The sequence below is a fragment of the Bradyrhizobium sp. cir1 genome (assembly GCF_014198245.1).
GTDB lineage: Bacteria > Pseudomonadota > Alphaproteobacteria > Rhizobiales > Xanthobacteraceae > Bradyrhizobium.
The window spans coordinates 232,768-245,094 of the sequence record NZ_JACIHE010000001.1; the positions used below are offsets into that span (position 1 = coordinate 232,768).

The 12,327-nt window shown below is 63.4% G+C and carries 15 protein-coding genes; 9 read left to right on the top strand and 6 right to left on the bottom strand.

The genetic code is table 11. The annotated features are described in order from the left end of the window. Nucleotides 1-148: 148 nt before the first annotated feature. Nucleotides 149-547 (top strand): SPW repeat protein, encoded by a 399-nt coding sequence (locus GGD63_RS01115; protein ID WP_183239072.1) that lies wholly within the window; start codon nt 149-151, stop codon nt 545-547. 46 nt (nt 548-593) lie between these two features. On the opposite strand, the gene GGD63_RS01120 is transcribed toward GGD63_RS01115, so the two are convergent. The 3 genes from GGD63_RS01120 to GGD63_RS01130 form a co-directional block, all read right to left on the bottom strand. Beyond that, complete coding sequence (locus GGD63_RS01120) at nt 594-869, bottom strand: GNAT family N-acetyltransferase (protein ID WP_183239073.1); 276 nt, start codon at nt 867-869, stop codon at nt 594-596. An 11-nt stretch (nt 870-880) separates the two neighbouring features. Beyond that, nucleotides 881-1,396: a DUF3828 domain-containing protein gene (locus GGD63_RS01125; RefSeq protein ID WP_183239074.1), complete on the bottom strand. Its 516-nt coding sequence runs from the start codon at nt 1,394-1,396 to the stop codon at nt 881-883. Nucleotides 1,397-1,487: 91 nt separating this feature from the next. Continuing rightward, nucleotides 1,488-1,856, bottom strand: coding sequence for a hypothetical protein (locus GGD63_RS01130; protein ID WP_183239075.1), 369 nt, complete (start codon nt 1,854-1,856; stop codon nt 1,488-1,490). A 94-nt stretch (nt 1,857-1,950) separates the two neighbouring features. Here GGD63_RS01130 and GGD63_RS01135 point away from each other — a divergent pair, with 94 nt between their 5' ends. From GGD63_RS01135 to GGD63_RS01145, 3 genes are all read left to right on the top strand, one after another. Beyond that, nucleotides 1,951-2,448, top strand: coding sequence for a hypothetical protein (locus GGD63_RS01135; protein WP_183239076.1), 498 nt, complete (start codon nt 1,951-1,953; stop codon nt 2,446-2,448). 105 nt (nt 2,449-2,553) lie between these two features. Further along, the gene (locus tag GGD63_RS01140) at nt 2,554-4,161 is read left to right on the top strand and encodes an acyl-CoA synthetase (protein ID WP_183239077.1); all 1,608 of its coding nucleotides are present in this window, start codon (nt 2,554-2,556) and stop codon (nt 4,159-4,161) included. Between the two features lie 9 nt (nt 4,162-4,170). Next, complete coding sequence (locus GGD63_RS01145; RefSeq protein WP_183239078.1) at nt 4,171-5,031, top strand: PCC domain-containing protein; 861 nt, start codon at nt 4,171-4,173, stop codon at nt 5,029-5,031. 16 nt (nt 5,032-5,047) lie between these two features. On the opposite strand, the gene GGD63_RS01150 is transcribed toward GGD63_RS01145, so the two are convergent. Then, nucleotides 5,048-7,114, bottom strand: a complete 2,067-nt coding sequence (locus GGD63_RS01150) for a DUF1217 domain-containing protein (protein ID WP_183239079.1) — start codon at nt 7,112-7,114, stop codon at nt 5,048-5,050. A gap of 274 nt (nt 7,115-7,388) precedes the next feature. Here GGD63_RS01150 and GGD63_RS01155 point away from each other — a divergent pair, with 274 nt between their 5' ends. From GGD63_RS01155 to GGD63_RS01165, 3 genes are all read left to right on the top strand, one after another. Next, nucleotides 7,389-8,156, top strand: coding sequence for an AAA family ATPase (locus GGD63_RS01155; RefSeq protein ID WP_183239080.1), 768 nt, complete (start codon nt 7,389-7,391; stop codon nt 8,154-8,156). Nucleotides 8,157-9,038: 882 nt separating this feature from the next. Continuing rightward, a complete protein-coding gene (locus GGD63_RS01160; protein WP_183239081.1) occupies nt 9,039-9,605 on the top strand; it encodes an SRPBCC family protein in 567 nt (188 codons plus the stop codon). A gap of 17 nt (nt 9,606-9,622) precedes the next feature. Continuing rightward, nucleotides 9,623-10,564, top strand: coding sequence for a cytochrome D1 domain-containing protein (locus GGD63_RS01165; protein WP_183239664.1), 942 nt, complete (start codon nt 9,623-9,625; stop codon nt 10,562-10,564). 48 nt (nt 10,565-10,612) lie between these two features. Here the strand turns inward: GGD63_RS01165 and GGD63_RS01170 are convergent, their stop codons facing one another. Further along, on the bottom strand, nt 10,613-11,287 hold the full coding sequence (locus GGD63_RS01170) for an HAD family hydrolase (RefSeq protein ID WP_183239082.1): 675 nt from the start codon (nt 11,285-11,287) through the stop codon (nt 10,613-10,615). Between the two features lie 100 nt (nt 11,288-11,387). On the opposite strand from GGD63_RS01170, the gene GGD63_RS01175 reads away from it, so the two are divergent. Together GGD63_RS01175 and GGD63_RS01180 are read left to right on the top strand one after the other, a co-directional pair. After that, nucleotides 11,388-11,615, top strand: a complete 228-nt coding sequence (locus tag GGD63_RS01175; RefSeq protein WP_131868850.1) for a DUF433 domain-containing protein — start codon at nt 11,388-11,390, stop codon at nt 11,613-11,615. Nucleotide 11,616: 1 nt separating this feature from the next. Next, entirely contained in the window at nt 11,617-11,952 is a 336-nt protein-coding gene (locus GGD63_RS01180; protein WP_183239083.1) for a DUF5615 family PIN-like protein, read from the top strand. Here the strand turns inward: GGD63_RS01180 and GGD63_RS01185 are convergent. Continuing rightward, nucleotides 11,949-12,278 carry a hypothetical protein gene (locus GGD63_RS01185; protein ID WP_183239084.1) on the bottom strand — a complete coding sequence of 110 codons (330 nt, stop codon included), beginning with the start codon at nt 12,276-12,278 and terminating at the stop codon, nt 11,949-11,951. The genes GGD63_RS01180 and GGD63_RS01185 overlap by 4 nt on opposite strands. Nucleotides 12,279-12,327: the final 49 nt, after the last annotated feature.

Sequence of the window (12,327 nt, forward strand, 5' to 3'; positions counted from 1 at the left end):
ATAATCCTCGCTCTCGCTCTTGCGCGCTCGTCGGCGGTTCCCACGTGTTCCCTAGGACATGCGTCCGAATGCGGCCGGCAGGGTCGCCAGACATTCGGAAATCGTGATCGCCAGCCGCAGACGTGTGCCTCTGTCAGAGGAGGGTACGATGTCGGACTTTGGTTTCTTGAATACTCATCGCACATGGGAAGACTGGTCCGGGATGGTGCTGGGCGCACTGATTGTCGTCTCGCCATGGTTTCCCATTCAGGATCAGCCCGCGATTGTCGGAGACCAGATGGTTATCCTGAATGCGGTCGCAGTCGGCCTGGTCGTGTTTGGCATCAGCCAGCTTGAATATGTCGCGCTGCAGCGCTGGCAGGAAGTGGCGACGATCCTGATCGGATTGTGGCTCATCGCCTCGCCCTACGTCCTCGGCTATTCCGGTGAAGGGTTCCTGCGCATCTACCACACGAGCCTCGGCGCGGCGGTGGTGCTTCTCGGCGTGCTGCTGCTGTGGCAGGACTGGGACCTGAATGACCAGGACATGCTCAAGCACGGGCAATAGGCTGTAGATGTCGGCAGGCCCGCCTGGCTAGGGGCGGGCCGTACGCTTATCGCTCCACCAGATCCTGATAGTCCGGGTGCTTCTCGATCCACGCCTTCACGAACGGGCATTGCGGGATCAGCTTCAATCCGGCGGCGCGGACCTGGTCGAGCGCGCCTTGCACCAGCTTCGAGCCGACGCCCTTGCCGCCGAGCTCCTTCGGCACCTCGGTATGCTCGAAGGTGATGGAATTGCCGTCGAGCCTGTAATGCTCGATCGCAAGATAGCCCTCCACCTCGAGCTCGAAGCGGTGATGGGCCTTGTTGTCGATGACGTCGCTCATGTCGTCTCCGGTCAGCTCTTCAGGGAGTCCGTCAGCATCTTGCGGATCGACCAGGCTTCGCCGTCGGAAGCGCCCCTGATGTCGTCGATCCGCCAGCTACCTGCCTCCCGCACGAAGTCGTAACGCACGATCAGATCAGTCGGTTTCCGGTCGTTGCGGTGACCGGTGATGGTCACCGCGACGGTCGCCTTGTCCGCCTCCATCTTCTCGGCGTCCAGCTTGAACGACTTCACGTCCGGTTCCTGCGAATTGGTGACCGGATCGAAATCGACGGGCCCGACGTCGCCCTTCGGCGTATGCGTGTCCGCCTTGGCCCACAGCGCGATCAGCGCCTTGGAGAGATATTTCGTCTTGGCCGCCTTGTTCTCGATGATGAAGGCGCCGCCGCCATCGCCCTTGCCCTTGGCGGCGCGGGTGTAGATCGCAGTCAGGATGGCGAGGGGGTCGCTTGCAGCGACGGTTTCACCGAATGCCGGGCAGATGCCCGCGAGGAGGGCGGCGGCGACGAAGGAGCGGCGGGTGAGCATGAGATGTCCCTGAGATGATGGCGCATGACGGCAGGCCGGGGCGGCCGGTGCCGTCGTGCATCTCTGTAGACCGTTGTGAAGGCCGTTCGGTTCAATCGCTCGCTTTCGCGAGCCTGGAATCTTCCGCCTGCGGTTGCGGGCGGAGGCAGCCCTGGCAGATGACGAGGGAGCGGTTGACCCCGGCGTCCTGTTCGGCCTCGATGCTGTGCTGTGCCTGCCACCATTCCTTCGAATAGGGCTGGAGTCCGGCTTGCGACCCGTCGCGCTCGGATATGGCGGCGGCACGCGTCGTTCGCGATGGTCCGGCGGCAGCGCGCGGCTGATTGGGATCCTCGCCGGCGCCATCCCAGGCGTAGCGTGCAGGCTTGACGGCGGGATCGGAGGCCAGATGCGCTTGCGGGGCCATGGCACATCCGGCGAGCGCCAGCGACAATAGGAGGAGGGCGGGCGCTTTGACCATGATGCGGCACTCTGTACGCGAGAACTGCGCGAGGTTGCGCCGATCATGTTTAAAATTCCTTGAACGCGTGCGGGCCTGCGCACGACCAACGCGAATGCGATATCTGACGCTCGTGCTGACCCTCCTTGCCACGGCTGCACGCGCCGACGACGCAAAGCCGTTCAGTCCGGCCGAGTATCCGCCCGGCGTGCAGAAGGCGCTGCGTTACGCCAATGAGGAATGCGAGAGCCAGGGCGGCGGCGCGGTGACTTTTGCGCCGGACACGGTGCGCAAGGTCGACCTGACCGGCGACGGACGCGACGATTACATCATCGATTTTCGCGACACCAAATGTGGTGACCGCGAGACCACCTATTGCGGAACCGGCGGCTGCGTCATGAACATCCTGGTCGCGCTGCCTGACGGCAGCGTGCGTCCGGTGTTCGACGGCTATGTCCGCAGCTACAGGATCGTGGCACCGCCGATGAAGCGCGGCGCCGCGCGTGTCATCCGGTTCGATCTGCATGGGAGCTATTGCGGCGGTTTTGGCGCGCAGGCCTGCGTCAAGGAGAAGGCGATCACGGCGACGCCGTTCGCGTTCAAGCAGCCGTAAGGCAGCTGTGCGGCCGGCGGCCTTGCAGGCGTAGCGGCGATGGCGATAAATGGGCCTCAATGAGCGGGTGGCAAGCGCGCCCTCCGCACTCGAAGAGGAAGCCCCATGCAGCCCCTGCGCATGTCCCGTCGCGTCATGAATCTTGCTCACATGCTGACCCAGAATGCGCGGCGGCACGGGGCGCGTCCCGGTTTCGTCTGGGGCGACAGATCCTGGACCTGGCGCGAGGTCGATGCGCAGGTCTCGGCGCTGGCGGCGGCGCTCGCCGCGCGCGGCATCACGAAAGGCGACCGCATCCTGGTCCATTCCAAGAATGGCGATGAGATGTTCTTCTCGATGTTCGCGGCGTTCCGGCTCGGTGCGGTCTGGGTGCCCACCAATTTTCGCCTGATGCCGGATGAGGTCACCTACCTCGCAGAAGCCTCGGGTGCGAAGGCGTTTCTGTGCCATGTCGATTTTCCCGAGCACGCCGCGGCGGTGAAGGGCGGTGCGCTCGGGTTCACCTGGAGCATTGACGGCCAGGGCGCGTTTGGCGAGACATCGGTTGCACAGGCCATCGCGTCGCAGGCTGGCAGCACCGTCGAGAACGTCGCCGTCGAGCACGATGATCCCTGCTGGTTCTTCTTCACCTCCGGCACCACCGGCCGCTCCAAGGCGGCGGTGCTGACCCACGGCCAGATGGGCTTTGTCGTCACCAACCATCTCGCCGATCTCACCCCCGGGGTGACCGAAGCGGATGCCTCCCTGGTGGTGGCGCCGCTGTCTCATGGCGCCGGCGTGCATCAGCTGGTGCAAACCGCGCGCGGCGTGCGCACCGTGCTGCTGCCGACCGAGAAATTCGACATTGACGAGGCCTTCCGCCTGATCGAGACGCATCGGGTCAGCAACCTCTTCACGGTGCCGACGATCCTGAAGATGATGGTCGAGCATCCCGCCGCCGACAAATACGATCACTCCTCGCTGCGTCACGTGATCTATGCGGGCGCGCCGATGTACCGCGAGGACCAGAAGGCCGCGCTGAACAAGCTCGGCAAGGTCATCGTGCAGTATTTCGGCTTGGGCGAGGTCACCGGCAACATCACCGTGCTGCCGGCGGCGCTGCACGATCCCGAGGACGGCCCGCATGCGAAGATCGGCACCTGCGGCTTCGAGCGCACCGGCATGCAGGTCTCGATCCAGGACGACGAGGGCCGCGAGCTCGGAGCCAACCAGAGCGGCGAGATCTGCGTGATCGGCCCTGCGGTGCTCGCCGGCTATTACGACAATCCTGAAGCCAATGCGAAGGCGTTCCGTAACGGCTGGTTCCGGACCGGCGATCTCGGCCACATGGACGAGGAGGGGTTTGTCTACATCACCGGCCGCGCCTCCGACATGTACATCTCCGGTGGCTCCAACATCTATCCGCGCGAGATCGAGGAGAAGATCCTGACGCATCCCGCGGTTGGCGAAGTGGCCGTGCTCGGCGTGCCCGACGCGACCTGGGGTGAGGTCGGCGTCGCCGTCTGCGTCCCGCGCGAGGGCGCGAAGCCCGTGAGCGAGGCCGAGATGGCGGCGTTCCTCGCGCCGAAGGTGCCGCGCTACAAGATGCCGAAGCGCTTCTTCTTCTGGGAGGCGCTGCCGAAATCCGGCTACGGCAAGGTGCCGAAGCGTATGGTGCGCGACGAGCTCGAGGCGCGCGGGCTGCTCGACCTCGACAAGACCAAGGCAGGCTGAGCGAAGGTGATGCGGAGTATCAAGCAGCCCGGCGCGCCCGTCGCCGAACGCATTCAATGGGTGGAGGCGAGGGGGCGTGCCTTCACGTTCACGCTTCAGGCAGGTGTGCCGCTGCTGGAGGCTGCGCGGCGCGGCTTTGCGGCGGAGGGATTTGCCGGCGGCGTACTGAATTTCGGCCGCGGCGCGCTCGGGCCGTTCGGCTATGTCATGCCGGCGCTGTCCAAGACCGGTGAGAATGCCGCGTTCTACAGCGACACCTATCGGCCCCAAGGCATCACACGCACGAAGCTCGGCAGTATGACACTCGGCTCGCGCGCCGGCGCGCCGTTCTTTCATTGCCATGGGCTCTGGACCGAAGCCGACGGCAAGGCCAGCGGTGGCCACATGCTGCCGGACGAGACCATCGTCGTCGAGCCGTTCGAGGTCGCGGCGTTCGGTATCGACGCTGCGATGTTCACGGCCGAGCCCGATCCCGAGACCAATTTTAAGCTGTTCGGGCCGGTCGCGGCTGCGAGCACCGGCGCGCGCACGACGAGCCGCGTTTTCGCGCTGCGGCTGCGCCCCAACCAGGACTTTGCCTCCTGTCTCGAAGAGTTCTGCCGCGCACACGGCATCGCGCGGGCGAAGATTCATGGCGGCGTCGGCTCGACCATCGGCGCCCGCTTCACCCATGGCGGCGTCACCGAGCCGTTTGCGACGGAGCTTGCCATAACGGCTGGGGCGATCGCGCCCGGCGCCTTCGGCGCACTTGAATCTGCGCTCGATGTTGCGCTGATCGACTACACCGGCGGCATTGCGGAGGGGCGTCTGATCCGTGGCGGCAATCCCGTGCTGATGACCATGGAGCTGGTGATCGAGGTGTTGGGCTAGTATCGGCGAGCGATCATCAGGGATGAGAACGTAGCTTGGCAATGGCCAGGTACGTCGAGTCACTTATCCCTGAGCCCGATCCCTGAAAGAGGTTGAGCAACGGGGATTGTCCCTGACCGATGCTCTGGCCGTTTTTGACATCATACATGGCGGAGAAACGGCCGAGCAGCTTTTCAACCTTCGCGGGATCGGAGAGATCCTTGATCTTCATGAATTTGTCCACGAACTTGGCCTGCTGATCGATCGGCATCGACGCCATCGAGTCAGGCAGATTGAAGGTGGTCCTGAACACCTCCGAAAGAGCCTTGTCGGCGAGGATGTCGTATGCGGACGTGATCTCCCCCGCCTTTCGCTGGAAATAGAGCGCCAGGCGCACGCCCGGATTCGTATCCCCCTGCTGCTGCTCCAGGCTTTGCTGGAGATAGTTCGCCTGCGTTTCCCGGAATTGGTCCTGCTTCTGCGGCCCCATCATCGCAAGGCGCGCGACGTCGCCCTTGCTGTCGAAGTTGAACGACGCCGCGATTTCGGCAAAGCGATGATCGCTCTCGGTGTTCGCGAAGCTCTTCGGATTGTTCAGGTCGGACGCGAAGATCTTCTTGAGATATTCAGTGCTGACCTTCTTGGGGTCCAGGCCCTTGGCGACGAGAATGAAATTGACCATCTTCCGGTTTGCAAGCAGCTCGGAAACGCTGTCTATGCCTGCGATGGCTTCCTGATAGGACGTCGCGTCTTTCTGGGCCTGTTCGCGAACTGCTTTCTGCTGCTCAGGGCTTGCCTGTTTCAGCACTGCAATGACGTAGTCCTTCGCGGTCTGCAAGACTTTAGCCGGGTCCTGAGCCACCAAGGGGGTCGTCAGATTGCCTTTGGCGTCGAAGTTGAAGGCGCGTGCGAGCTCGACGTACCGATTGTCCTTGAGCGTACAGACGAAGCTCTTGGGGTTGCTGAGATCGCTTTCGAGGACAGCCTTGACAGTGTCCAGCGGGACCGCTTTGGGATCGAGGCCGACGGCGCCCAGCGCAAAATCATACACGGCTGGCGTCGATACGAACGCCTGGACCGACTTGATGTTGAGGATGGCGTTTCTGAAATTCCTGATTGCCAGCGCTTCGCTCAGCGGGCTTGCAGCCGCATAGACGGCGGACTTGCTGTCGTCGAACCGCTTTGTCGTGAGCGTGACGTTTGCAGCCGTCTGCGCGGGCACACCCGACGGCAGCGACCCGTCAGGCGAAAACTCGAACGCGCCGGCCAGGTCCACAAAATTGCCAATCGTCGCGATCTGGTCGTTGAGGCTGGAAATGCTCTTCGTGTATGACTCCAGGTGATATTTTTCGACCAGGATCTGGACATTCAACTGGGCCACGTCCGCGCCTGGTTGCGAGAGTTGGGCCGTGTAGTCGGCGATCTTGGTATTGGTGGCGCTCACGTCCGATTTGGCTTGAGCGAGCTGGGCGTTGAGGCCGGTCAACTGAGACGCGAAGGTGGTGTTGACGTAGCTGTTTGGATCGGATGGGTCGCTGCGCAGGACCTGACTTATCGTGTCGCGCGGCCACTTGCTCTGATCGATCCCGAACGCCGAATAGACGTAGTTGCGAAGACGATCGTCGTTCAGGAGCTGGTCTGCACTCGTGATGTTGCCGATCTGGGCGCTGTAGTATTTCGAGTCGTCCGCAAGCGCATCGACCAGACTCTTTTTGGTCGCCGTGTACAGACCGATCATCTCGTCGATCTGGTCCTCGGATTGCGCAACGGGCTTTATACCGCCCGTGAAGGAGAATGCCTCGGCAAACTCCCGGTAACGCTTGTCGACGAGCTTGTTGACGAAGCTCTTTGCGTCCGAGAGGTCGCTCTCCAGCACCTTTCTCATGAAAGCCTTGGCGTAGGCCATGTCTTCCAGGCCATATGCCTTCAGTGCGTAATGATACAGCCGATAATCCTTCATAAGATCGTCGACGGTCTTCACCTTGCCGATGTTGGCTTTGTAATAGGCGGCCTCTTTCGCGACGTCGGGTTGCTGTTCGACCCGCGTCAGGGACTGCTTGAGATGGTGCGAAATGTAATTGTAGCTGAAATACGTTGATACCATCGCGCATTCCTCGCGGCTTCTTAACGTCCCGGACGTCCGTCAATCATTGCGGGGTCGCGAGGTGGGGGCCGGCCTCATGCCAGCAGATTGTCTCACAGCTACGTTGTCTTACGGCGATTCCAGATCGCACTCTCAGATTTTAGTTTGCGTCCAACTAACGCATTACGTGTTTTGTTGCTGTTTGTATCCATTTGTTTCTCAGATGCAGCTTACGCGAAGGTGGTGTTCCTGATATGTTCCAATCGAAAGATGGGTCGGAATGGGGGAGCCGGGGATGAGCCGAAGAAGCGGTCGAACGATCAATCTGCCGGCGCCATACCTGAGGCGGGTCTGGCTCGACCTGTCGCGCGTCCACGATCGCGAGGCCTATCCGTTCTGCCTGCCGATCTTTCCGGATGATTTCGAGCTCAACTTCGAGGCCGCCATCACGATCATCGTTGGAGAGAACGGCACCGGAAAATCGACGATCCTCGAGGGGATCGCAGCGCTCGCCGGCTACGACGATGCCGGTGGCGGGAAGGGCTACATGCCGGTCGATCACTCCGAGGCGCGTGAGAAGATGGGCGGCCAACTTTCCAAGGCTTTGCGCGCAAGCTGGCTGCCGAAGATCACCAATGGCTGGTTTTTCCGCGCCGAGAGCTTTTTCTCGGTCGCGCGATATCTCGACAAGGCTGCACGTGATGCCGGTCAGGTCGGCCCGGATTTCCTCTCGCATTCCCATGGCGAAGGCTTCCTGCGCTTCTTCGAGGAGCGTTGTCAGCGCCAGGGCATCTTCATCTTCGACGAACCTGAATCGGCGCTGTCGCCGGCGCGCCAGATCGAATTCCTCAAGCTATTGCGACGCATGGACGAGTCGCGCATCTGCCAGGTCATCATGGCGACCCATTCGCCGATGCTGATGGCCTATCCCAACGCGCACCTGCTGCGACTCGGGAAGTACGGGCTTGAGCCTGTCACTTTGGAGCAAACCGATCACTACCGACTCATGCGCGAGTTTTGCGAGGATCCGCACGGGTTCGTCGAGGCGACGCTGGCTGAGTAGGCGAGGGGCGCCCACGCTCTCTCCATCGTCATTGCGAGGAGCTCTTGCGACGAAGCAATCCAGAGTCTTTCCGTGTAATGAGTCTGGATTGCTTCGCTACGCTCGCAATGACGGAGAGGAGGCGCGTGCATCGAACTCAAAATCCTATCTTATACCGGACACGGTCTCGCATTCTCGCGGCGCATTCTGCCCGAGCTTTGCGCTAGTCATCACCCCCAAAAGTGCCGAGGGCGCAGGGAAGGCCGGGTGCCGGCTGGCACCCGCGGTCCACTGTGCGAAAATTGCGCTACGAAATTTGCACAGCGGCATACAGGTGAAGCCAAACATCCGGCCTTCCCTGCGCAGTGGTTTTACGGCTTATGTCGCGCTCTCCCCGGGGAGCGATGCACTATTGCCCCCGTCGCCTTGCGGATCGCTGATGCGCGCGCCCGGTCGGGCAGGGCACATCACCGCAAGCCTTGGCGCACAGACCCCGGGCGCCAGGACCACACGATTTTGCCGTACGCAGGCTGCACCGGTCGTGTGCGCGCAAGCCGTTGCTCACGGAGTGACCCGCCCTGCAAACCGCCTTCGCGCCGACGCCGCCTGCGTCCACCACGTCCCCTCCCGCGTGTCGTGACGATCGCGATACGCCCCTCGGACCGGGCTGGGATGGCCGTAACATGCGATAATTCCGAATTCGCGTAAAGCGAATTGTTTTCGTCCTGATGCATTGACCCCGGTCTTGCGTGTTTTGCCTGTCGGGCAACGCAAGGGATGGTGTGGATGGGCGAGCGCCTCCGCCACCGCCATGCCACGAACCGGTCGCCCCTCGGCCCCAAAATGCGCTACGATGATCCCAGCGCGCCTCAAGTCGCGCAGATCGAAGAGTGAGGAAACGGTATGAGGATGAGAAGCGGAACGGCGTTCGCCGGGGTGGCGGCGCTGGCGGTGGCGGGGATGGCCCTGACGACGGCGTTCGCGCCGGCCTGGGCCCACGGGCCGACCCGGCAGAAGGTGCGGGAATCCATCGAGATCAACGCGGCTCCGGCCAAGGTGTGGGCGGTGATCGGCAATTTCCAGGACATGAGCTGGCTTCCGCCGGTGACCAAGACCGAGGGCGAGAAGGGCAACGAGATCGGCGCGACGCGGAAGCTGACGCTGACGGGCGGCGCCACCGTCGACGAGGAGCTCTACAAGTTCGACGCGGCCGCGATGACCTATTCCTACCGGATCACCACCGTCGACGTGAAGGTGCTGCCGGTCACCAACTATTCCTCGACGCTGACGGTGACGCCGAGCGCCGACGGCAAGGGCGCGACGCTGGAGTGGGCCGGCGCCTTCTATCGCGGCTTTCCCAACAACGACCCGCCGCCGGAGCTGAGCGACGAAGCCGCCAAGACCGCGGTGAGCGGGCTCTACAAGGCCGGCCTCGAGGCGCTGAAGAAGAAGATCGAGAGCGGAAGCTGACCGTGCGGGTGCTGGTCGTGCGTGCGCTGGTTCTGGCGGCGCTCGCCGCCAGCCTTGCTTGCAGCGCTTCCGCCGAGGAGGCGTTCGTCACCAACCAGCTCAGCGACGATCTGATGGTCGTGGACCTCGCCACCGCGCATGCGGTGGCAACCATCCCGATCGGCGGCAAGCCGGCCGGCGTCGCCGTCAGCGCGGACGGGCGCTTTGCCTATGTCACGAGCCCGGACGCCAAGGCGGTGACGGTGGTGGACGCCACCACGCGGCAGGTGACGGGGCGGATCGAGGTCGGCGGCGGACCGCTCGGCATTGCCGTGGCGCCCGATGGGCGCACCGTCTACGTCGCGGACTGGTATGCGGCGGCGGTGCGGGTGATCGATGCGGCCTCGCGCAGCGTCACCGCCAGCATTGCGGTCGGTGCCTCGCCGTCGGGCCTGGCGGTGACGCCGGATGGCAGACTGCTGCTCTCGGCCGACCGCGACGACGACAGCGTCTCCGTCGTCGACACTGCGACGCGCCAGCGCAAGGCGACCATCAAGGTCGGCACGCGCCCGTTCGGCGTCACCATCGATGCCGAGGGCAAGCGCGCCTACACCGCCAATGTCGGCTCCAACGACGTCTCGGTCATCGACATCGCGGAGGCGCGCGAGGTCGGCCGCGTGCCGGTGGGGATGCGTCCCTACGCGGTGGCGCTGACGCTGGGCCGCGGCTTCGTCACCGACCAATATGGCGGCACCGTCAGCGTGTTTGACCTCGCGACCCTGAAGCCGGTCAAGCGCATCAATGTCGGCGACTATCCCGAAGGCATCAATGCAACCACCGACGGCAAGCGCGTCATCGTCGCCTGCTGGGAGAGCAATATGCTGAGCATTATCGATGCGGCCGAATTGAAGGTGATCGGCGAGGTCAAGACCGGCGACGGCCCGCGTGCGTTCGGGGCGTTCTTGCGCAGGACGGAGTAGGGGCTGTAGCCCGCATGAGCGTAGCGACATGCGGGACCGAGCCCATCCTCATCCACCGGCGCTCCCGGATGTCGCTTCGCTCATCCGGGCTACGGCATCGGTGCACAGCGTCGATGCAATCTCATCCATCCGTTCGAACACATGATCCGGCCCCAGCGCCCGCAGCGCCGCCGGGGCCGCATAGCCCCAGCACACCGCACCGCAGGCAATCCCCACCGCGCGCGCCGCCTCGATGTCGCGCACCTCGTCGCCGATCGCGATCACGCGGTTCGGCTCCACGCCGGCGCGGCGAACGACGCGGCGGAATTTCGCGGACTTGCCGAACAGCGATGCCGAGCAGGCGTAATGCGAGAACAATGCGGCGGCGTCGCCGAGCTTCTCGCGCGCATTGGCCTCGCTGTCCGACGTCACCAGCGCCAACTGCACGCCGTTCTCGGCCATGGTCTGCAGCATCGTCTCGACGCCCGCAAACAGCGGGATCTCGCTAACCGCCTCCGCCTTCAGCCGCCGCGCATGCCGCGCGATCGCCGGCAGCTTCCACAGCGGCACCTCGAGGTGGCTGAGGATTTCGCGGCTCGAAGCATGCCGTAGCCCCTCGACATCCTCGTCCCGCACGCGGCGAAAGCCGAAGTGGTCAGCGACGTCGTTGATGGTGCGCAGGAACCAGGGGAAGCTGTCGGCCAGGGTGCCGTCGAGGTCGAAGATGGCGAGGGAGTAGGCCATGGAAGGAGCGGGCGTGCCGGGCGGACTTGCGCATCGTGTCCAGCCGGCGATGCGCTGACAGATGCGATCGGAAATGCTATATTGAGGCCAGAGGTGACAGATGTCGGAGCTACTGGCAAGGATTACGGTCGATCCGCAGCGTATGCATGGACGCCCCTGCATTCGCGATCTGCGCATCACGGTTGCCGACGTCCTGGGATTGCTGTCCGCGGGACAGTCGCGGGAAAGCATCCTCGATGATTATCCTTATCTGGAAGAGGCCGACATCGACGCGGTGCTCGCCTATGCCGCCCGTCAGGTCGATCACCCGATCATAGCGGCCAAATAGCTTGCTGTACCTGATCGATGCTCAGCTTCCACCTGCACTCGCGGAAGCGATGCGTCGCACTGGATACGATGCGGCCCATGTTGCCGAGTTCGGGATGGCGAACGCGACTGATGGCGTGATCTGGAACGAAGCCATTTCTCGGTCGGCTGTTCTCGTCACCAAGGATCGCGACTTTTCGCTGCTCCGCGTTGCAAAGAATCAGGGACCTATTGTGCTATGGGTGCGCGTGGGCAACATCGACAATCGCGCGCTGATCAGCCAGTTTCTAGGCGCCATGCCGCAAATTGCCGAAGCCGTCGCGCGGGGCGAGGCGGTGATTGAATTCGTCGGCAGCTAGCGGGACCGCAACCTGCGGACGTCAACGTTGATGTCGAGATCAACGTTGCTGACGCAAGTCTGAGTGGTTCGATGCGAGCCTCCTTCATACCAGCGGCCATCCCGCACCCGGGCACCACTGACACTGGCCAACTTCAGGCACCGCCATTGCGGCAGCGGTCCGCTACTCTCGCCGGCGAACTGCCAGGCCAGCACAGCTTCCTCACCGCTTTTGTTGGTGCCGATGATGTGCGGGCAGAGCTCGCGATAGCGCCCCTCGTAGACACAGGTTACCTGCTGCTCGGCGAGGATGGCGCTCCGAAATACCGTATAGGTTCGGCTCGGCATGGAGATCACTCCACCGCGGCATGATTCCGGCCGTTCAAGGCAACGGTCG

Excerpts from the sequence above, each read along its gene's own strand:
- GGD63_RS01115 (WP_183239072.1), top strand. The coding sequence starts at position 149 with ATGTCGGACTTTGGTTTCTTGAATACTCATCGCACATGGGAAGACTGG.
- GGD63_RS01175 (WP_131868850.1), top strand. The coding sequence starts at position 11,388 with ATGTCGGAGCTACTGGCAAGGATTACGGTCGATCCGCAGCGTATGCAT.
- GGD63_RS01125 (WP_183239074.1), bottom strand. The coding sequence starts at position 1,396 with ATGCTCACCCGCCGCTCCTTCGTCGCCGCCGCCCTCCTCGCGGGCATC.
- GGD63_RS01170 (WP_183239082.1), bottom strand. The coding sequence starts at position 11,287 with ATGGCCTACTCCCTCGCCATCTTCGACCTCGACGGCACCCTGGCCGAC.
- GGD63_RS01140 (WP_183239077.1), top strand. The coding sequence starts at position 2,554 with ATGCAGCCCCTGCGCATGTCCCGTCGCGTCATGAATCTTGCTCACATG.
- GGD63_RS01130 (WP_183239075.1), bottom strand. The coding sequence starts at position 1,856 with ATGGTCAAAGCGCCCGCCCTCCTCCTATTGTCGCTGGCGCTCGCCGGA.
- GGD63_RS01145 (WP_183239078.1), top strand. The coding sequence starts at position 4,171 with ATGCGGAGTATCAAGCAGCCCGGCGCGCCCGTCGCCGAACGCATTCAA.
- GGD63_RS01155 (WP_183239080.1), top strand. The coding sequence starts at position 7,389 with ATGAGCCGAAGAAGCGGTCGAACGATCAATCTGCCGGCGCCATACCTG.
- GGD63_RS01135 (WP_183239076.1), top strand. The coding sequence starts at position 1,951 with ATGCGATATCTGACGCTCGTGCTGACCCTCCTTGCCACGGCTGCACGC.
- GGD63_RS01185 (WP_183239084.1), bottom strand. The coding sequence starts at position 12,278 with ATGCCGAGCCGAACCTATACGGTATTTCGGAGCGCCATCCTCGCCGAG.
- GGD63_RS01120 (WP_183239073.1), bottom strand. The coding sequence starts at position 869 with ATGAGCGACGTCATCGACAACAAGGCCCATCACCGCTTCGAGCTCGAG.
- GGD63_RS01160 (WP_183239081.1), top strand. The coding sequence starts at position 9,039 with ATGAGGATGAGAAGCGGAACGGCGTTCGCCGGGGTGGCGGCGCTGGCG.
- GGD63_RS01150 (WP_183239079.1), bottom strand. The coding sequence starts at position 7,114 with ATGGTATCAACGTATTTCAGCTACAATTACATTTCGCACCATCTCAAG.